Source organism: Luteolibacter luteus (assembly GCF_012913485.1).
GTDB lineage: Bacteria > Verrucomicrobiota > Verrucomicrobiia > Verrucomicrobiales > Akkermansiaceae > Haloferula > Haloferula lutea.
The window spans coordinates 5709426-5728101 of sequence record NZ_CP051774.1; the positions used below are offsets into that span (position 1 = coordinate 5709426).

Here is an 18676-nt window from a genome sequence, read left to right on the forward strand (position 1 = left end):
CTTTTTTCATGCCGTGCTCATGTGGATCCCCCCTGACACTTATGCGATCGCCCGGATCGATTTGCCCCGTGCCGGGACGCACGGCTGGCAGGTGCGCATCCAGCGCCGCGGTGTGAAGCATGGGAAGTTCTTTGCGGACCGCTCGTATGGCGGCGTTCCGGAGTCTTACGATGCGGCGAGGCTGTGGCGGGACGATCTGGTGAAGCGGATGGCGGACGAGGAGAATGCAGTCCGCATTTGCCGGAGGTCACCGCGGAACTCATCGGGGGTGGTGGGGGTGTCGAAGGTGTGCGTCGTCGCCGCGAGCGGGGCGAGTTATTGGTTCTGGCAAGCGACCTGGTGTCCCGCGCCCGGGGAGAGACGATGCGTGAAGTTTTCCGTGAAGCGGCACGGAGAGAAGCAGGCTTTCCGGATGGCGGTGGAAGCGCGCAAGGATGGGGCGGGGTTGTAGGCGCTGCGGATCAGTCCGATGTAATCGTATAGCGACAGCGCCGCGCCGCGGAGTCGAACTCGATCGCGAAGAAAACTCCTCCTTCATGTCCCCAAGCGCGGCCAGAGGCTGCGTGGAGAGCAGAGGACTCGAAGGGCGGATACTTCGAAATGCTGTCCCAGTCCGCGGGTGATAGGTCGAAGCTAATGAGCCATCGTGTGCCACCAAAGGCGTCGCCACGATAGTCGAGATCGAGATTCCTGACCGATGGGGGAACCGGACCTTGAAGAAAGCTCGCGAGTTGGTTTCGCGCGCGGCGTTCGTGCGGATAAAGGGTCGAGATCTGGTAGATCGAAAGCAGGGATACGAGGAGGGCGGGGAAAATCACTAGCAAGGTCCGCCAGTTGCCGCGGCGCTTGCGGCTCATGCATGCGAAGGCGATGAGGAACTGCAGGGGTGCAATCAGGATCGTCGCGAGAATTGCGAGAGGCATGCCCGATTTGATGCCGTCCTTGAGGTCCCTCCACTGGAGAGCCTCAGCGAGCAAGACCAAGGTGCCATAGATGCAGAAGGACCCGAGGACCAAGGTGAGGGGGCCGATCCGGAAGAAGGGAGGAATCTCCTCTGACGTGGGTTCGTCTGCGGGTGGCTGGGGGAGCATGAGGAAGGTGGTGACAAAAACCTGCTACGGCCCGGATTGTCGGTTGGATAGGCTGAGGTTGCTCGCACACATTTCCGATTTGGGGCTTGGAAAGCCGGGTGGTGGTCTTTGAGACTCCGGGCATGTTCAGCGCCAGCAAGCTTTCCGAAGATCAGAAATCCTCCCTCAAGCAGTGGGCTGCGGAAGGGGCGAGCATTGCCGATCTTCAAAAGCGGATGAAGGATGATCTCGGCATCTCCATCACTTATATGGATGCGCGTTTCCTGGTGCTGGATCTGGGGATCGAGATCGCCGAGGCTCCGAAGGAAGAAAAGAAGCCGGTTGAGGAGGCGATCGCGGCTGCTCCGGTGCCGACCGGTGCCGTGACCGTGGAAATTGACAACATCGCACTGCCGGGAGCCATGATTTCCGGCAAGGTGACCTTTTCCGATGGCGAAACCGGCATCTGGATGCTCGACCAGTATGGCCGTCCCGGGTTGGACACGGACACGCCGGGCTATCGCCCTACGCAAGAGGACGTCATGGAGTTCCAGAAGCAGCTCTCCGAGCTGGTGCGGAAAAACGGCTACTAACGCCGATCGTCGGTGTGGGCTTCTTTAGAAGCCGCCGAGCAGGAAAACCGCGCCGACCGAGACCGCGAGCACCGCGATGATGGCCATGGAAACCGAGAGTTTCCGGCTTAATTTTTTCTTCGGTTTTCCTTCCTCGCCGATCCAGTTGTTCCAATCACCGGAATGGGTGGGGAGGGTGCGATGGTAGTGCCGTATCGAGGTACGGAATTGGGTGGGGGAGCGGGGAGCTTTCATGTCGAATGGGGAGATTCGATAAGCCCTTATGAACGAATCATTTGGGAATGTCGATGTCGGATTTTGGGTGTGCTTCCCCATTTCGGGGGAGGTGCTGAAGGTGTGCTGGAGCTCCGTCAGGATCGAAGGCTGTCGGACAAATACGCAAAGTGAGGATTTTGCCTTGCGCTCGGGGCGAGGCGGGTGAATTCTCCCGCCGAAACCATACAAACCTGAGCAAGAAACTAAGGTAATGCTTCCAGAGCACGCTCCCTTCTCTCCCGATCAACGCCGCGCGGTTGATATCGCGCTGGCAGGCCTTGATGCGTCCCAGCGTTTCTGGCTCGCCGGATTTCTTTCTGCCGGAGGGTCTTCCGCGACCGCGCCGGCAGCGATCACGCCTGCGGCATCCGTGAAGCTGACGGTATTGTATGGCACCGAGTCCGGCAATGCCGAGAAGCTGGCAGACCTTTCCGCGAAAGAAGCCAAGAAGCGGGGCTTCCAAGCCGCGGTGAAGAACATGGCGGATATTTCTCCCGCCGATCTCGCGAAGGTGGAAAACCTTCTGGTGATCGTGAGCACCTGGGGTGATGGCGAGCCACCGGAGAGCGCCACCTCTTTCTACAAGGAATTCATGAATGGTTCCTCCGTGGAGCTGCCTCGCCTGCGCTACTCGGTGTGCGCGCTGGGGGATACGGCCTACGAGAAGTTTTGCCAGACGGGCAAGGACTTCGATGCCCGCTTGGAAAAGCTTGGAGCGAAGCGCGTCTCGCCACGTCAGGATTGCGATGTGGAGTATGAAGAGCCGTACGCCGGCTGGCTGGATGCCGCTCTGAAGGCACTGGCTCCTGCGACGCACTCCGGGATCGTGGAAGTGGTGGGCGCTCCTGCCGCCGCTGCCCCGGTGGGCGGCGTGGAGTATGGAAAGAAGAACCCTTTTCCTTCCGAGCTTCTTGAGAAGGTGCTCCTCAATGGCGAGGGCACGACCAAGGAAACCTGGCACTACGAGCTTTCACTCGATGGCTCAGGCCTGAGCTACGAGCCGGGTGATGCGCTGGCCGTGGTGCCGGTGAATGCGCCGGATCTCGTCGAAGGCATCCTGAAGGCAGCGAAGCTTTCCGGCAGTGAGACCGTGGAGGTGAAGGGCGTGGGGAGCAAGGTGCTGGCCGATGCCCTGCGCGAGGATTTCGATATCACCGCTCTGTCCCGCGCCGTGCTGACGAAGCTGCAGACGATCTCCGGATCCGAGAAGCTCGCGGCCTTGCTCGCGGATGATGCGAAGGATCAGCTCAAGGATTACCAGTGGGGCCGCTGGATCGTGGATGCGATCAATGACTTCGCTTCGAATGGTCTGGCCGCTGCCGATCTCGCATCGATCTTCCGCAAGCTGCCACCGCGCCTTTACTCGATCGCTTCCAGCCCTCTGGCGCATCCGGGTGAAGTGCACCTCACGGTGGCGTCCGTGCGCTATCACGCGCATGGCAATCATCGCAAGGGCGTGGCTTCGACCTATCTGGCCGACCTGGTGGCGAAGGGCGCTCAGGTGCCGGTCTACACACACCAGAACAAGAACTTCCGCCTGCCGACCTCGTCGGATACTCCGGTGATCATGGTGGGACCCGGCACCGGCGTCGCGCCCTTCCGCGCCTTCGTCGAGCACCGCGGGAATCTGGGCAAGCCGGGCAAGAACTGGCTTTTCTTCGGAGACCAACGCTACACCTACGACTTCCTTTACCAGACGGAGTGGCAGGATCATCTCAAGGAAGGCTTCCTTTCGAAGCTGGATGTCGCTTTCTCCCGCGACCAGCCGGAGAAGGTCTATGTGCAGCACCGCATGCTGGATCGCTCCAAGGAGCTCTACGCCTGGCTGCAGGAAGGTGCCCACTTCTACGTCTGCGGCGATGCCTCGCGCATGGCCAGCGATGTCCACGAAGCCCTGATCTCCGTCGTGGAGAAAGAAGGCGGCTTCGCCCGCGACGTGGCGGAGGCCTACGTCGAAGACCTGAAGAAAGCCAAACGCTATCAACGAGACGTCTACTGAAGTGCCAAGTGATCAGTCAGCGGTGATCAGTGAAGCAGCCGCCATTGCAGCACTGGTCACTTCTCCGAACCACCTAGCAGCTACCGAAAATCGATTTCTTCCACTGATCACCGATCACCCGGCACTGATCACTCCTTTCTACTTTTTTCCATGAGCGAAAAGAAACTCTCCGCCAACGAAGGCATCAAGACCCGCTCGAACTACCTTCGCGGCACCATCGCCGAGGGCCTCTCCGATCTTTCCACCGGCTCCATGTCGGAGGATGACCAGCAGCTCCTCAAATTCCACGGCACCTATCAGCAGGATGACCGTGACCTGCGGAACGACCGCCGAAAGCACCGCTTGGAGAAGGCATACTCCTTCATGATCCGGATCCGCGTGCCCGGTGGCGTGGCCACGCCGCACCAGTGGCTGGAGACGGACCGCATGGCGGAGCAATTTGCCAATGGCACGATCAAGCTGACCACGCGCCAGGCCTTCCAGTTCCACGGGATCATCAAGACGAACCTGAAGCGGACGATCAAGGAGATCAACCAGTGCGCCATGGACACCGTGGCCGCGTGCGGCGACGTGAACCGCAATGTGATGTGCAATCCGAACCCGTATCTCTCCTCCGTGCATGCGGAGGTGCTGAAGGCGGCGCAGGATATTTCCGCACACCTCACGCCGCAGACCCGCGCCTACCACGAGATCTGGCTGGATGGGGAAAAGATCGAGAGCACCGAGGAGGAACAGGAGCCGATCTACGGCAAGACCTACCTGCCGCGGAAGTTCAAGATCACCATCGCCGTGCCGCCGAGCAACGACGTGGACATCTTCGCGAACTGCCTTTCCTTCATCGCCATCGTCGAGAACGACAAGCTGGTGGGCTATAACGTCGCCGTTGGCGGCGGCATGGGCTCGACCCACGGCAACGAGGCCACCTACCCGCGCCTCGCGGACGTGATCGGCTTCTGCACGCCGGAGCAGATCGTGGACGTGTCGGAGAAGGTGGTGCTGGTGCAGCGCGACTTCGGCGACCGCACGGACCGCAAGCACTCGCGCTTCAAGTATACCGTGGACGACCACGGTCCGGACTGGATCCTCGCCAAGCTGAACGAATACCTCGGCTACGAGTTGGGACCGGTGCGTCCGTATGAGTTCAAGGACAACGGCGACCGCTTCGGCTGGGTGGAGGACGAGTTTGGCAATTTCCATTACACGCTCTTCGTCGAAGGCGGGCGCGTGCTGGATACCCCGGCTTTCCCGATGCGCACCGGCCTTCGCGAGATCGCGAAGATCCACGACGGCGATTTCCGCCTGACCGCGAACCAGAACCTCATCATCGCGAACGTTTCCGCGAAGAAGCGTTCCGAGGTTGAGGCCCTGCTGGAAAAGTACGGCATGCATCGTAGCCACGAGCGCAGCGCGCTGCGCCTGGCCTCGATTGCCTGCGTGGCCCTTCCTACCTGCGGCCTGGCGCTCGCGGAAGCGGAACGCTACCTGCCGGAAGTAATCACGGACCTGGAGCAGGAGCTGGAGAATGCCGGCCTGCGCCACGATTCGATTACCATCCGCATGACGGGCTGCCCGAATGGTTGCGGCCGCCCTTTCATCTCGGAGATCGGCTTCGTCGGCCGCGGTCCGGACCGCTACAATCTCTATCTGGGTGGCGGCCACGCCGGCCAGCGCCTGAGCAAGCTGTATCGGCAGGATATCAACGCGAGCGAGATCCGCAGCCTGCTGGCACCGATCTTCCAGCGCTATGCGAAGGAGCGGAATGCCGGCGAGCACTTCGGTGACTTCGTGATCCGAGCGGGATACGTCGCCGCCACGGTGCAGGGCGCGGACTTCCACAAGAACATCAAGGAAGAGGCTCTCAAAGTCTGAACCAGCCATGACGCGGGAACAGGAAACCGGATACCAGCGGTGTCGGCCTTAGGCCGTACCCCATCGCCACGTCTTTCCGTTTTTCAATTCCCCAACCTTTTCTCGCGGTCATCGCGGTTTATCAAAATGAGTCTTTCCCAAACAGCCACACTCTCCGAAGCCGAAGCCCTCTCGGCGGATCTCGCCCGCCTGAAGGCCGGCGAGCGGCTCCAACTCCTGCACGAGCGCTACGGCAAGCGCTTGATCGCCTCCACCAGCTTCGGCTTGCAGGCGGCGGTGATGCTGGACCTCATCTCCCGCTACGCCCCGGAGATCCCGGTGGTGTGGATCGATACCGGCTTCAACTTCCCGGAAACCTACCGTTACGCGGAGGATCTGGCGAATCGCTTCGGCACCGACCTGCGGGTCTACCAGCCGACCCACTCCGCCGCCCGCATGGAAGCCCTGTGGGGCAAGCTCTGGGAGCAGGGTTTGGAAGGGCTGACCAAATACGCCATGCTGACCAAGATCGAGCCGATGGACCGCGCGCTGCGCGAGACCGGCGGGGATGTGTGGATCAGCGGCCTGCGCCGCAGCCAATCGAGCAGCCGCGTGGAGCGGCCCTACGCCGAGCAGCAGAAAAAGACCTTGAAGGTCTACCCGATCCTCGATTGGGCGGACGCGCAGGTTTCCGTTTACATGCACGATCGCGGCTTGCCCCAGCACCCGCTGGCAGCGGAAGGTTACGTGACGATGGGCGACTGGCATAGCACCAAGCCTGCCGTCGACGGACTCGACGCGGAGGCGACGCGCTTCAACGGCGAGAAATACGAGTGCGGCCTTCATCTTGACTCCGGCAACACGGATTTCCAAATCTAACGAAACGGAAGTGAGAGCCGACCACGGCATCAGCAACCGCACTGACCCGACAACTCCCTACCCCGTATCTTATGCCTATCGCAAACTCCATCGCCGACACGATCGGCAACACCCCGCTGATCCGCCTGAACAAGATCTCCGCCGATACCGGTGCCGAGGTGCTGCTGAAGGCTGAGTTCTTCAACCCGCTGTTCAGCGTGAAGGACCGGATCGGCAAGGCGATGATCGAAGCCGCCGAGCGTGACGGCCAACTCAAGCCGGGCGGCCTGATCATCGAGCCGACCTCCGGCAACACCGGCATTGCGCTCGCCTTCGTGGCCCGCTCCAAAGGCTACCGCTGCATCCTGACGATGCCGGAGAGCATGTCGATCGAGCGCCGCGTGCTGCTGCGCCTTCTGGGTGCTGAGATCGTGCTCACCCCGCGTGCCCGCGGCATGGGTGGTGCGATTGCCAAGGCGAAGCAACTCATTGAAGAGAATCCGGGATCCTTCGGCCCCGGCCAGTTCGACAACCCGGCCAACCCGGAGATCCACCGCAAGACGACCGCCGAGGAAATCTGGCGCGATACCGATGGCAACATCGACGCCTTCGTTGCCGGTGTCGGTACGGGTGGCACGATCACCGGTGTCTCGGAAGTCATCAAGTCGCGCAATCCCGGCATGAGGACCTTCGCAGTGGAACCGGTGGCCAGCCCGGTCATTTCCGGCGGCCAGCCCGGCCCGCACATGATCCAAGGCATCGGTGCCGGCTTCATCCCGAAGAACCTCAACGTCGAGATCATCGACGAGACGATCCTTGTGGCAAACGAGGATGCCTTCGCAACCGCGCAATACCTGAACCAGGAAGAGGGTCTACCCGCCGGTATCTCCACGGGTGCCAACGTCTGGGCCGCGATCCAAGTCGCGAAGCGTCCTGAGTTCCAAGGCAAGCGTGTCGTGACCATCGGGGCTTCCTCCACGGAACGCTACCTGTCCACGCTGCTCGCCGAGAAGGTCCGTGAAGAAGTCGCGAGCCTGCCGGTGGCAGAGATCTGATCTGACTCCGGGCAAATGCTTTAAAGCGCCTCGTCCTGATCGGGACGAGGCGCTTTTTTTGATGATCGTAGGAGCCCGCGCGGCAGCGCTCCGGGCCGGGCTTGTCCTGAGAGGACTCAGGGCTGCAATCCCTCGCCGAGATGCTGACGGACGAAGCCTTGGAGGTATCCCGCGGTCAGGATGGTCTGTGTGATAACCGGTTTCGGGTCGCCCTTCGCGTAGAGCACGTTCACGGGGATCGCGACTTGGCCAAGACGCTTGAGCTCCGTGTCGATCTCCGGCTTGTCCACGGTCTTGTCTGCCTTTAGCGCGACGATGCCGTGGGCCTTGAAAAGGCGTGCCGTATCTTCGGTGTAGGCGGCGGCCTTGTTCGTCTGGCAGGTGAGGCACCAGCGGGCCGTGAAGTCGACGTAGACCGACTTGCCCTCCTTTAGGAGCGCCTCCTGCTTCGCGAGCGACCATTCTTCCCACTGGATGACCGGGGCATCCGCGACGACGACCGGGGCGGGGGATGGCTTGGAGAGCACGAAGCCGCTCACCACGAAGGCTGCTGCCGCCACGCGTCCGATCACTCGAGACTTGGGCGAGCGATAAGGCACCGACCAGCGGCCGAGGATCCAGAAGCCGGCGGCGATGATCGTGAGCCCGAGCAGCACGTGCAGGCTCTTTTGTCCGGCAAGCTGATCGCCTACCTGAAGAATATAGACCCAGGCGAGGTAAGCCACCGTGCCGAAGAGCAGGAAGGACATGCCTTGCTTGAAGGACTCCATCCACGGACCCGGTCGTGGCAGGCGATCGACGAGCGCGGGGAAGAAGGAGAGCAGCAGGTAGGGCAAGCTCAAGCCCAGTGCCATGAAGGTGAAGGCGAGGATGAAGAGGGGCGTGGGCAATTGCACCGCGGCTGCGAGGCCCGTGCCAAGGAAAGGCGCGGAGCAAGGTGTGGCCACCACGGTGGCAAGCACACCGGAGAAGAAGGTTCCGGAGATACCTTCCTTGTTCGCGAGATTGCCGCCAACGCCCGTGGCACCGGCACCGATTTCGAAGACGCCGAACATGCTCAGCGCGAAGACCAGCATGACGAGCAGCAGGCAAAGCACAACCCAAGGATTCTGAAGCTGGCCGCCCCAGTTCCGGATGCCACCGGCAAGCATGAGCGCACAGAGCGCCCAGAAGGAAACGAGCACGCCGCCGGTGAATGCAAACCCGTGCGTCACCACCTTCTTGCGATCATGGCCCGCCTGTTGGACGAAGCCCATGATCTTCAGGCCGATGACGGGGAAGACGCAGGGCATCAGATTCAGGATCAGCCCGCCGATGAACATGAAGGCCAGCGTCGCGGGAAGCCCGAGCGTGGAGGATGATGGAGAAGAGCCTGCATTCGCGCCTGAATCAGACGAGGAGGGTGCCACTGCCGCAGCCGTGCTGCCACCCGGTGCACCGATCTTGATTGCCGCAAGCGCCAGACCTTGGGACGCATTGCCCTCCAACCAGCCGTTGTCGGATTTCAGAATGCCATCGATCACATCCGGCTTCGGATCCGTGTCCTCATTGCGCGGGATGGTGAGGGTCCAACCGCTGCCATCCTTCGCGAATGCCTGCGGTTTCGTTGCGTCTTCGATGACGTTGCTGCTGAAGAAATAGACATTCTTCGGCTCTGCCACCGTCCCCGAGCCGCCCTTCAAATGCAGTGTCACGCTATCAGCCGTCTCGCTGGCAGTCACTTCCCATGCTGGAGCCTTCAGCGGCATCGCGGCATCGGCCTTCGTGAAATCCGCCGCAGCTTCGGCATTCGGGGTGGCGGAAGTGGCCACCGGCAGTGCCAGGCTCAGCTCGGCATCGCCGTTCACGCACTGCTCCTTGCAGACCAGCCATGAAGCCTTGCCGGAGAGCGTCACAGTTTCCCCGGCCTTCAGCGTTGCGGGCGGAGTGATCGTCTGGAGAAAGTAAGCCGTGCCCTCATAGCCATAGAGCGGGAAGCCTGCGCTCTCGCCTCGCAGCGGCACCGGGAACTCCAGCGCCCCTGCGGTGAAACCTTCCGGCAGTGTCCACTTGATCTCCGGCGGCGAGCCGACAAAGCCCGGATTGAGATAGTAGGTATGCCAGTGAGGCGCATGGGTGATCTTCAGCGCCACGCGAAAGGCTTGGCCGGGAGCGATCTCCTTCGCATCGGAAAGAATCACCGCCGTGGCTGGCGTTTCCTTTTCCGCGGCAGCTCCGGCAGCCGAGCCAAGGGGATTCAGAAAGTCCTCCTGGGCCGTGGCAGGCAGGGAAAACAGGCCGGATCCGGCGAAAACGGCCGTGAGGAGGTACTGGGTAAATCGCATGACAGGCATCGCTTGCTACGTGAATAGAGGCACAGGCCTACGGATTCATCCGAATAAAAAAAGCCGGAGCGGGCCAAAGGAACCCGTCCGGCAATGGAAATCAATGGCTTGAGCCAAGTGAATTGCTCAATAGCCGCGCTGCTCCTGGTCCCGGGCATTTCCATAGGCACCACCCGCGATACCGCCTGCGGCGGCACCGATGAGCGCGCCTTCACCGGCGTGACCGGATTGGTTGCCGATGATGGCACCGGCACCTGCGCCGATCAGGGCTCCGGTTGCGGCACCACGGTTGGCGTTTGGACCGTAGTTCTGGCAGCTGGAGCCGAGGAAAGCGGTAGCGACGGCGAGAAGGGCAAGGGATGTCTTCATGGTTCGGATCGGTTAGTTTGGTAACGTGAGATACCTCCCGTCGGAAGCGCGACTGCGCAAGCGGGAATGCATCACGCATTGCCCAACGTTTTTCGTGTTCCTTTTATTCAAGCGGGATGCGGCCGAAGCACTGCGCAGATTCCCGTATGAAGGCACGGCGCGCCGTTGAGATGCCCCTCTAACAACCCTGCAACTGGAACAACGAAGGAAGGCAACGTTCCTCCGAGCGTCCTGTGGGGCTCTTCGCTATAAAAGGAAAACCCGCCCGGGGATGTAACCCGGGCGGGTGCCATGTCCTTAAAAGGCCATCACCAAGGAAGCGGAGCTGCGTTTCTCAAGGCTGGGCGGGAACATACAACTCCGATCCCTTTGCAAGGACTGTACTGGAATTTAGGTTCTGGCCATTCAGGGCATTCAGTTTCGCGGTGCTTGTGCCGTGTGCTGCGGCAAACGCCGAGAAATCGGTCGGGGTGTCGATGGAGATCAGGCGGACGCGCGGCGTGTTAGACGCCATTTCGGTCGCGGGTTTCTCTTGTTCGACAGGAGCAGGGGCGGCAGCGGGTGCCGGGGTCGGAGCCGGAGTGGAAGCCGCTTCTTTCTTCGCGGTTTCCTTCGGCGCTTCAGCCTGCTTTGGGGAAGAGGTTTGCTTCTTTGCTGCCACCGGAGCGGGGGCTGCAGCGGCAGCGGGTGATTGCTTGCCACCGAGCGTCAGCGTCTGGCCGGCGCGAAGGCTCACGGGCTTGATCGTCGGATTGGTGGCTTGGAGAGCTTCCGGGCTGAGTCCGTAGTGGCGGGCGATGCTGAAGAAGGTCTCGCCGGACTTCACGATGTGCGTTCCGTGGACCGGGGCGGCAGCGGGTTTTTCAGCTGCCGGTGTTTTGGCTGGCGCGCTTGCAGGTGCAGGAGCCGCGGACTTGGCGATCGCAGGAGCCGCAGCGGCCTTCGTGGGAAGGATCAGCTTCTGGCCGATCTGGATCGAGGCCGGATTCTTGATCTTGTTGAGTTTCGCCAGCGTCTCCGGCGTGGTGCCGTGGCGTTTGGCGATCTTGGTCAGGGTATCGCCCTTGCGGACGGTGCCGTAGGAAGCGGAAGAAGAAGTATTGGCAGCCGGCCTGTCGGCGGCCTTTGGAGCTGCTGCGGAAGCGGCAGAGGCCTCGGTTTTGATGGCCGGGGTCGTGCTCGCGATGCCCATCAGCTTGAGGCGGGAATTTTCCTCCTCCAACTGGCGGATCTGGCGCTCCTGCTCGTGGCAGCGGTCCTGGAGAAGCTCCAGTTCGGATTTGGCCTCCGCAGCAAATGGCGCGGCGATCAGAATGGCGGCGAGAAACGGCAGTGCTCTCATGACGGGAGAAGTAATTTCAAAATTTTGAATGAGCGGCAATATAAATTTAATAAAACTTAATTATAAGGGTGTAAGTGCTTCCAAGTCAGCTGATTTAAATTTGGAGACCCGCTCGGGTAGGCGCAGGGTAGGCGGAGCGGGGCTACGCGGCGTCTCGTTGAACCCGCCGGGAGCCGGGAGAATTCGAGGGAAAATCACTCTCGTTAGAGGACGATTCTCCTCATCCGCGCCGATTGGGCGTGAGCAATGGCCCTTCTCTGGCGAAGGTCCGCGCCCCCCGTTTTTGCGAGAGATCCGACTCCAAGCAAAGCCCGCGACGATTCGTGGGGCCGGGCGCGAGAAACCATGGGTGCTGCGCCTCTCAAGGGGCTCACGAATCGCTCGGCTTCTGCTTCTTGGCCTCGGCAGCGGCGGGACCTTCAGGCGTTGCGGCCGGTTTGATGACCTCCACGGGAGCTTCATCAGGCGCGTAGGGGAGGCGGGTGATGGACAGCCAATCACCGGGCTCCAATCCTTCCCGGACAACCAGCACCTCCTCCGTCGACCAGATCGGGTCGATGGGAGTGCGGAGGATCATCGGGTTCTCCTTGTCCACCAGATAGATGCGGTTCACGCCGCGCAGGGCATGGCGGGGAAGGACGAAAACATCATTCAGCTTCACGCCTTCGATGCGGGCGCGGACCGGTTGGCCGATGAGCAAGGGGGGCTTGCCGGATTTCACGCTAAAGGGGTCTTGGATGCGCGCGATCGCGAAAAGTTCGCGGGAGGATTCATCGAGCGTTCCTTCGGTGCGGACGATGGTGGCCTCCCACTTCGGCGAGTTCTCACCGGCCACGGCATCCGTCAGCGTCACATTCACCGCGGGATCGCCCTCTTTTGAAGGCAGGCTCACGTAGGCAAGCTGGCGCGGGGAGAAGGGCAGGCGAATCTCGGCGAAGTCGGTGGCAAAAACTTCACCCAACGCGGTGGAACCTCCGACTGCTTGGCCAAGTCCGATCACGCGTTTCTGCACGCGACCGTCGAAGGGTGCGCGGATCTTCGTTCGGTCCAGATCGCGCAGCGCTTGGTCGAGATCCGCTTGTGCTGCATCCACGTTGGCCTTCGCTTCCTTGAGTTGCGGCACGCGCAGGACGAGATCGGACGGCTCCTCATTGTAGCCGAGGTCGTCCCAGTTCAGGCGGGCTTGCTTGGCGCGTGCTTCTTCTTGGATCAGGGCCGCCTGCGCCCGTGCGAGGCCGGACTCGGCGGAGGATACGGCCACCTTGAAATCCGCAGGGTCGAGCTCGGCCAGCACGTCATCCTTTTTGAAAAAGGCACCGTCTTCGAAATTCGGATGGATCGCGGAAATCACTCCGGCGACCTGTGGCGTCACGGTGGTGGTATAGTGCGCGCGCACCGTGCCCTGGCTCTCCAGCATCACCGGGAAGGTGGTGCGCTGCAGCTCCATGATCTCGGTCTTCAGCAACTGGGGTGGGGCAGGCTCAGGCTTCGGCTCTTCCATAGGTGCCCCGAGGCGCCATGCGAGCAAGGCGCCGACGATGAGGACACAAACGGGAATGAGCAGGCGGAGGAGCATCGGCAGAATCAGGAGGAAGGGAAAATGGACCGGGAACGGCGCTTTGCCAAATACGAAGGCGGGAGGAGGGGTTTGCGGACGATTTCGTCATCGCCGACCCGTTCAGGGCGAGGCATGAAATGGAGGGGGCGCAGCGGGATTTATTCCCGGGAACGTTTCAAAGATGGGGGGACGTTCTCCGATCTCCAAGCTGTTGAAGAGGCGGAGGGTAGATCCGGAAAACCGGAGCACCCGTCCCCATCAACTCATTTACTTGTACACCTCTGTTTTGAAATCCCCGCCGAGGGCGAGATGCAGATCGATCCGATTCTGCAGCCGTTCGTTTCTCAACCGGATCAGGGAGCCCCGTGCATTCGTCGCGCGGCTCTGCGACTCCAGCACGCGGAGGATGTCGTCGTTCACCCCATCCGAGTAATCCCGCGCGGCTTGCTTCTGCGCGAGCGAGGCCTGCTCGACCTCCTTCAAAAGGTAGCTTTCCTGCTCGGCTAGGGAGGCGTCCGCCCCCAAGGCTGATTCCACCTCGCGGAAAGCTTCAAGCGCGGTCTGGGAGTAATCATGCACCGAGGCTTCATTCGCGGCGAGGGCACCCCGGGCATTCGCGGAAAGCGCACCGCCTTCATAGATGGCCTGGCTGAAGTTTGCCGCGACCGAGGTGGCGAGGAAGGAGGGATCTAGAAAATTCGCGAAGCGTGATACAGGTGTGCCGGTGCTGGCAGTCAGCGCCAAGCTGGGCAGCATCGCCTTGCGCGCGGCATCGGCACGCTTGGCGCTGGCGAAGAGTTCCGCGCGGGCGATCGCGAGATCGGGGCGGCGCTCGATGAGATCGGCGGGCAAGCCCGCGGGCACCTGCCTTTTCAGAACCGGCAGTTCGCGGCTGCCTCGAGCCTCGGCGGAGGGATAGCGTCCCACGATTATCTCGAAGGAGCGCGCGGCTTCATCGCGGGCCAGCTGGGTGGCTTTCACCGCGCGTTCTGCCGCGGCCACGTTGGTGCGACCCAGCTGGACATCCAATGCTCCTTGGCCGGCCCCTCCCTTGAAGAGTCGCTCGGTGATGGAAAGCACCCGCGTGTTCGAATCGAGCGTGGTGTGAGCTAATTCAAGCAACTGTTCGGCAGCGATGAGATTGCACCAGGCCTTCGCCGCATTTGCAGCGAGAGAAAGCCGCGCCCCGCGGAAACTCGCTTGCGCCGCTGCGAAGTCGGCATCGTCCGCGGTCTTGAGATCGCGAAGGCGGCCCCAGACATCGACCTCCCAAGACGCGGCGAGTGTCAGGCCGTAGCGCTCGCTTTCTGAAGCGGGTGCTTTCCCGTTTTCGGTGACGGAGTAACCGGCTGAGCCATCCACTCCGACCCGAGGGAGCAGGCGGGCTTTGCCGACGATGTTCGATTCCTTCGCCTGTTTCATCCGGGCGCCGGCGGCTTTCAGATCCTGGTTGTGCGCCAGAGCTTCATCCACGGCCCGATGCATCCCGGCATCGCTGAAATCCGAGAGCCAACCGGTGCTGATTCGGCCGTCATTTCCGGTGGATGCAGATTTCCAAGAGGCCGGAGCAGCGACTTCCACGCGCTCCCGGGCGGCGTCAAATTGCAGTCCATTGCAGGAAACCAGAGGAAATCCGGCGATCGCGGGAATGGCTGCAAGCGCTGCAGGCGGGAGGAAAACGCTGCGTTTCTGGATCCGGGAATTCCGTTGCATTTCGTAACTTCTGCTGTTGATAGTCGGCCCGCGTGACCTTCGAAAGAAAAGCCCTTACGTCCCTTGCACTGGCGCTCTGTCTGCTGGCTCCGGAAGGACTTTCCGCAGCCGCGGATACCCAGAAAACCGAGACTGCGGAGAAGGCAACCGAGACTCCGGCCAAGGGCAAGGAAGAAGCTCCGGCTCCTGCCAAGCTGAAGGAGGCTGTAGCGCCCGCCAACGGCACGAAGGAAGCCAAGCCTGCCGCGCCGAATGGCAAGGCTGCCCCGAAGCCCGCAGTCGCTGAAGGATCCAAGCCTGCCGCCGAACCAGCGAAGCCTGCGGCGAACGGGAAGGACACGAAGCCAGCCGGGGAGAAGGCCGAGATGACCAAGGGCGAGACGGCCAAGGAAACCGCCGCGCCGGAGGAGGAGCCAGCCACCGAGGAGGAGGATGAGGCCATGGCCGAGCGCAAGGAGGCGGAAGCCACCGCGGTCGCGCGTCCGGTTTCGTCGGACCCGGTGCAGGTCTATGGCTGGCGCGAATGGGTGCTCATCGGGAATCTGGAGATGAAGATGCCCGCAAAGCTGGATACGGGGGCTCTGACGAGTTCGATCCATGCGGAAGAGAAGGAGCTTTTCGAACGCGATGGGAAAAAGTGGGTCCGCTTCATCGTGACGGATCCTGGTGAGAAGAATTCTCCACGCACGCGGGTGGAAGCCCCGCTGGTTCGCATCGCCCACATCAAGGAGCCCGGTGGCAAGTCCGTGGCTCGCGAGGTGGTGCGGCTGAACTTCACGATTGGCGAGCGCAAGATGCGCGCTGACTTCACCTTGAACAACCGGAGCAACATGCTGAGCCCGGTCCTGATCGGACGCACCACGATCAAGGAGATCGGATTGGTGGATCCCAGCCGTGCTTATCTGGCGGATCAGAAGATCATGCGTTGATTCGATTGGTCCTGTCCGGGCTTCCTCATGGCATCGCGCATCAAACTGCTTTTCGTCGTCATCGTCCTGGTGCTGATCGGCGGCGGGATAGCGGCTTATAAAAATGCCGTCCTCGGCTTGCCACTTCGTGCGGGTTATCTGCCGCCGGAGTGGATGATCGAGGCGAAGCTGACCTTCCTCGCGGATGACGAGAAGGTGCGTGCGGAGCTTTCGATTCCTGCGGCGGCGGTCGATGAAGGCTTGAGTCCCGAAGCGGGGTCGGTCGGCTATAATTATTACGTCGAGAAGGATCAGGGTGAATACACCGCGGTGTGGACCTCTGAAAAACAGAGCCAGAATCAGGCACTCTACTACCGGATCAATTTCCTCGATCGCAAGAAGAGCGGCGGCGAACCCATCCCGCATCCCGGCGGTGGATTCCCGGTTCCGGAGAGCCCCGGCTTTTCCGGAGCGCTGGAAGATGGTGCGAAGCGCGTGATCCAGCGCGCGAAGGCCGTGTCTGCGGATCCCGATTCCCTTTTCGTCGGGATTTTCCGCGAGGTCGTGGCCATCCAGTCATCGCAGGAGATCGGCCTGTTGCGTGCGCGCTATGAAGATGAAGCCGGGCGTGGTGCGCTGACGGTGCTGGGCATCGATCTGCTGAACATGGCAGGAGTGCCGGCGCGCCTCGCTTATGGGGTGAAGCTGGAAGAGGCGCGCGGCGGGCAGCAGCCTACGCGCTTGGTCGAGTATTATGACGGTGCCTACTGGAAGGTGCGGGACCCTGATGATCCGGGATCGACCCTCGATCCCTCGAAGATCTTCGTGTGGCACCGCGGTGGAGGTGCGCTTTTCGAAGTGACGGGCGGTGAGTCGTCAAAGCTGAGCTTCACGGTGACGCGCGATTTCATCCGTCCGGCGGAGATGGCAAACCTAAGGGAGTCGCCGCTGGTGATTTCCACGATCTTCGGTCTCCCTGCGTCCGAGCGTGATGTCTTCCGCTATGTGGTGCTGATTCCCCTGGGGGCATTCGTGGTGGTGGTGATGCGGAATCTTGTGGGCATTGCCACGCTGGGCACGTTCATGCCGGTGCTGCTGGCGCTCGCTCTGCTGGAGATGAAGTTGGAGAGCGGTTTGATCATGTTTACCGTGATCGTGACCGTAGGCCTGTGGATCCGCTTCCTGCTATCGCGACTGAACATGCTCGTGGTCCCGCGCGTGGCGGCATGTGTGGTGATCGTGACCTTGCTGATGATGGTGCTGAGCGTGGTGAGCTACCGGTTGGGGATGATGGATGGTCTCCGGATCACGCTTTTCCCGATGATCATTCTCGCTTGGACCATCGAGCGCATGTCGCTGATTTGGGAAGAGGAAGGCAAGCGCTCGGCCATCATGCAGGTGGGCGGTTCCGTGCTAGTCGCGGTGATTGCCTATTCCTTCATGAGCGTCCCGCAGGTGAAGTATTGGGCCTTCTACTTCCCCGAGCTGCTGCTGGTGTTGTTGGCCTGCATCATCCTGATCGGACGTTATACGGGTTACCGTTTGTCGGAGCTGGTGCGCTTCCGGGATTTCAAGGAGGTTTGAAGGAGACTCAAGACTTGAAGACGCAAGAGCCAAGACTGGAGGCGAAACAGAAGATAAGAAGACCAAATCCAGAAGACCAGAGGAGATGAACTCATACCTTTCCCCTTGGTCTTCACCGTATCTTCCAGTGCTCCAAATCCCTTTCTCTCCTCAAGTCTTGCGTCTTGCGTCTTCAAGTCTTGAGTCCCTGCCTTTATGAAACGTTGGTGGCACCGATGGATCCGCACTCCCGGCGAACTGCGCGCCATGGGGGTGGTGGGGATCAACATGCGGAACGCCCGCTTCCTGCTGCCGAACAATCCGCGGAAGCTTTACGACCTCGTCGATAACAAGATCCGCACGAAGCAGCTGGCGATCGACCACAAGATGGCCGTCCCGGAAACGTATGCAGTGGTGCGAAACCCGCACGACACCTCGGTGCTGGAGAAGTTGCTGAAGGGTAGAGAATCTTTCGTAATCAAACCTGCCCGCGGTTCCGGTGGAAAGGGGGTGCTGGTCATCGTGGCACGGGAAGGCGGCTATTTCATCAAGCCAAGCGGCTCGCGACTGACTCTCGATGAACTGAAGCATCATTGCTCGAATATTCTCGCGGGGCTCTTCAGCCTCGGGGGACGTCGCGACGTCGGCTTGATCGAATACCGCGTGCATCCGGCAAAGGTGCTGACGGAGATCAGTTTCCAAGGTGCGCCGGACATCCGTGTGGTGATGTTGAAGGGCTATCCGGTCATGGCCATGCTGCGGGCCGCGACGCGTGAGTCCGATGGCCGCGCGAACCTTCATCAGGGTGCCATTGGTATCGGTATCGATCTCGCGACAGGACGCACGGTGCGTGCGGTGCATCACGGTCATCCGATCGAGCGGCACCCGGACCTGAAGGTTCCGGTGGTGGGCGTGCAATTGCCCCACTGGGATGCGATCCTCGATATCGCGGTGACCTGCCACGAGATGACCCGCCTCGGTTATCTGGGCGTGGACATCATGATCGATGAGGATTTGGGCCCGCTGATGATCGAGGTGAACGCCCGTCCCGGCCTAGCCATCCAGCTTGCCAACGGTGTCGGCCTCATGAGGCGTTTGGAGCCAGCTCTGGAGAGATCACAGAGCCATCCTCATGATAGCCACGACCAGAAGATCGCGTTTTCGCGGGAGGCATTCGGGGTGAAGCTTTCCGCGCCTTGACGGATGGACGATGAGCCGGGA

At 61.4% G+C, this 18676-nt stretch carries 16 protein-coding genes; 9 read left to right on the forward strand and 7 right to left on the reverse strand.

The genetic code is table 11. From position 1 onward, the window contains the following. Nucleotides 1-19 precede the first annotated feature (19 nt). Nucleotides 20-451, forward strand: a complete 432-nt coding sequence (locus HHL09_RS23600; protein WP_169457128.1) for an AP2 domain-containing protein — start codon at nt 20-22, stop codon at nt 449-451. Nucleotides 452-461: 10 nt separating this feature from the next. Here HHL09_RS23600 and HHL09_RS23605 read toward each other — a convergent pair whose 3' ends face one another. After that, nucleotides 462-1091, reverse strand: a complete 630-nt coding sequence (locus tag HHL09_RS23605) for a hypothetical protein (protein WP_169457129.1) — start codon at nt 1089-1091, stop codon at nt 462-464. A gap of 122 nt (nt 1092-1213) precedes the next feature. On the opposite strand from HHL09_RS23605, the gene HHL09_RS23610 reads away from it, so the two are divergent. Further along, the gene (locus HHL09_RS23610; RefSeq protein ID WP_169457130.1) at nt 1214-1663 is read left to right on the forward strand and encodes a hypothetical protein; all 450 of its coding nucleotides are present in this window, start codon (nt 1214-1216) and stop codon (nt 1661-1663) included. 24 nt (nt 1664-1687) lie between these two features. Here the strand turns inward: HHL09_RS23610 and HHL09_RS23615 are convergent, their stop codons facing one another. Beyond that, entirely contained in the window at nt 1688-1897 is a 210-nt protein-coding gene (locus HHL09_RS23615) for a hypothetical protein (RefSeq protein WP_169457131.1), read from the reverse strand. Between the two features lie 232 nt (nt 1898-2129). Between HHL09_RS23615 and HHL09_RS23620 the strand changes: the two genes are divergently transcribed. From HHL09_RS23620 to cysK, 4 genes are all read left to right on the forward strand, one after another. After that, on the forward strand, nt 2130-3917 hold the full coding sequence (locus tag HHL09_RS23620; RefSeq protein WP_169457132.1) for an assimilatory sulfite reductase (NADPH) flavoprotein subunit: 1788 nt from the start codon (nt 2130-2132) through the stop codon (nt 3915-3917). 150 nt (nt 3918-4067) lie between these two features. Further along, nucleotides 4068-5786 (forward strand): NADPH-dependent assimilatory sulfite reductase hemoprotein subunit, encoded by a 1719-nt coding sequence (locus tag HHL09_RS23625; RefSeq protein ID WP_169457133.1) that lies wholly within the window; start codon nt 4068-4070, stop codon nt 5784-5786. Nucleotides 5787-5912: 126 nt separating this feature from the next. Continuing rightward, nucleotides 5913-6644, forward strand: coding sequence for a phosphoadenylyl-sulfate reductase (locus HHL09_RS23630; protein WP_169457134.1), 732 nt, complete (start codon nt 5913-5915; stop codon nt 6642-6644). A 71-nt stretch (nt 6645-6715) separates the two neighbouring features. Next, nucleotides 6716-7678, forward strand: a complete 963-nt coding sequence (gene cysK / locus HHL09_RS23635) for a cysteine synthase A (RefSeq protein ID WP_169457135.1) — start codon at nt 6716-6718, stop codon at nt 7676-7678. Nucleotides 7679-7794: 116 nt separating this feature from the next. Here the strand turns inward: cysK and HHL09_RS23640 are convergent, their stop codons facing one another. From HHL09_RS23640 to HHL09_RS23660, 5 genes are all read right to left on the reverse strand, one after another. After that, nucleotides 7795-10011 (reverse strand): protein-disulfide reductase DsbD family protein, encoded by a 2217-nt coding sequence (locus HHL09_RS23640; protein ID WP_169457136.1) that lies wholly within the window; start codon nt 10009-10011, stop codon nt 7795-7797. Between the two features lie 117 nt (nt 10012-10128). Continuing rightward, on the reverse strand, nt 10129-10371 hold the full coding sequence (locus HHL09_RS23645; protein WP_169457137.1) for a YMGG-like glycine zipper-containing protein: 243 nt from the start codon (nt 10369-10371) through the stop codon (nt 10129-10131). 334 nt (nt 10372-10705) lie between these two features. Further along, nucleotides 10706-11713, reverse strand: coding sequence for a muramidase family protein (locus HHL09_RS23650; protein WP_169457138.1), 1008 nt, complete (start codon nt 11711-11713; stop codon nt 10706-10708). Between the two features lie 370 nt (nt 11714-12083). After that, nucleotides 12084-13289 carry an efflux RND transporter periplasmic adaptor subunit gene (locus tag HHL09_RS23655; RefSeq protein ID WP_169457139.1) on the reverse strand — a complete coding sequence of 402 codons (1206 nt, stop codon included), beginning with the start codon at nt 13287-13289 and terminating at the stop codon, nt 12084-12086. 249 nt (nt 13290-13538) lie between these two features. Then, nucleotides 13539-14984: an efflux transporter outer membrane subunit gene (locus HHL09_RS23660; protein ID WP_169457140.1), complete on the reverse strand. Its 1446-nt coding sequence runs from the start codon at nt 14982-14984 to the stop codon at nt 13539-13541. A gap of 32 nt (nt 14985-15016) precedes the next feature. On the opposite strand from HHL09_RS23660, the gene HHL09_RS23665 reads away from it, so the two are divergent. The 3 genes from HHL09_RS23665 (at nt 15017) to HHL09_RS23675 (ending at nt 18655) form a co-directional block, all read left to right on the forward strand. Beyond that, the gene (locus tag HHL09_RS23665; RefSeq protein WP_169457141.1) at nt 15017-15913 is read left to right on the forward strand and encodes an ATP-dependent zinc protease family protein; all 897 of its coding nucleotides are present in this window, start codon (nt 15017-15019) and stop codon (nt 15911-15913) included. Nucleotides 15914-15940: 27 nt separating this feature from the next. Then, the gene (locus tag HHL09_RS23670; RefSeq protein WP_169457142.1) at nt 15941-17476 is read left to right on the forward strand and encodes a UUP1 family membrane protein; all 1536 of its coding nucleotides are present in this window, start codon (nt 15941-15943) and stop codon (nt 17474-17476) included. Nucleotides 17477-17671: 195 nt separating this feature from the next. Next, the gene (locus tag HHL09_RS23675) at nt 17672-18655 is read left to right on the forward strand and encodes an alpha-L-glutamate ligase-like protein (RefSeq protein ID WP_169457143.1); all 984 of its coding nucleotides are present in this window, start codon (nt 17672-17674) and stop codon (nt 18653-18655) included. The last annotated feature ends 21 nt before the right edge of the window (nt 18656-18676 follow it).

What these genes read in the sequence shown, in the direction of transcription:
- HHL09_RS23600 (WP_169457128.1), top strand. Translation starts at nt 20, where the DNA reads ATGTGGATCCCCCCTGACACTTATGCGATCGCCCGGATCGATTTGCCC.
- HHL09_RS23605 (WP_169457129.1), bottom strand. Translation starts at nt 1,091, where the DNA reads ATGCTCCCCCAGCCACCCGCAGACGAACCCACGTCAGAGGAGATTCCT.
- HHL09_RS23610 (WP_169457130.1), top strand. Translation starts at nt 1,214, where the DNA reads ATGTTCAGCGCCAGCAAGCTTTCCGAAGATCAGAAATCCTCCCTCAAG.
- HHL09_RS23615 (WP_169457131.1), bottom strand. Translation starts at nt 1,897, where the DNA reads ATGAAAGCTCCCCGCTCCCCCACCCAATTCCGTACCTCGATACGGCAC.
- HHL09_RS23620 (WP_169457132.1), top strand. Translation starts at nt 2,130, where the DNA reads ATGCTTCCAGAGCACGCTCCCTTCTCTCCCGATCAACGCCGCGCGGTT.
- HHL09_RS23625 (WP_169457133.1), top strand. Translation starts at nt 4,068, where the DNA reads ATGAGCGAAAAGAAACTCTCCGCCAACGAAGGCATCAAGACCCGCTCG.
- HHL09_RS23630 (WP_169457134.1), top strand. Translation starts at nt 5,913, where the DNA reads ATGAGTCTTTCCCAAACAGCCACACTCTCCGAAGCCGAAGCCCTCTCG.
- cysK (WP_169457135.1), top strand. Translation starts at nt 6,716, where the DNA reads ATGCCTATCGCAAACTCCATCGCCGACACGATCGGCAACACCCCGCTG.
- HHL09_RS23640 (WP_169457136.1), bottom strand. Translation starts at nt 10,011, where the DNA reads ATGCCTGTCATGCGATTTACCCAGTACCTCCTCACGGCCGTTTTCGCC.
- HHL09_RS23645 (WP_169457137.1), bottom strand. Translation starts at nt 10,371, where the DNA reads ATGAAGACATCCCTTGCCCTTCTCGCCGTCGCTACCGCTTTCCTCGGC.
- HHL09_RS23650 (WP_169457138.1), bottom strand. Translation starts at nt 11,713, where the DNA reads ATGAGAGCACTGCCGTTTCTCGCCGCCATTCTGATCGCCGCGCCATTT.
- HHL09_RS23655 (WP_169457139.1), bottom strand. Translation starts at nt 13,289, where the DNA reads ATGCTCCTCCGCCTGCTCATTCCCGTTTGTGTCCTCATCGTCGGCGCC.
- HHL09_RS23660 (WP_169457140.1), bottom strand. Translation starts at nt 14,984, where the DNA reads ATGCAACGGAATTCCCGGATCCAGAAACGCAGCGTTTTCCTCCCGCCT.
- HHL09_RS23670 (WP_169457142.1), top strand. Translation starts at nt 15,941, where the DNA reads ATGGCATCGCGCATCAAACTGCTTTTCGTCGTCATCGTCCTGGTGCTG.
- HHL09_RS23675 (WP_169457143.1), top strand. Translation starts at nt 17,672, where the DNA reads ATGAAACGTTGGTGGCACCGATGGATCCGCACTCCCGGCGAACTGCGC.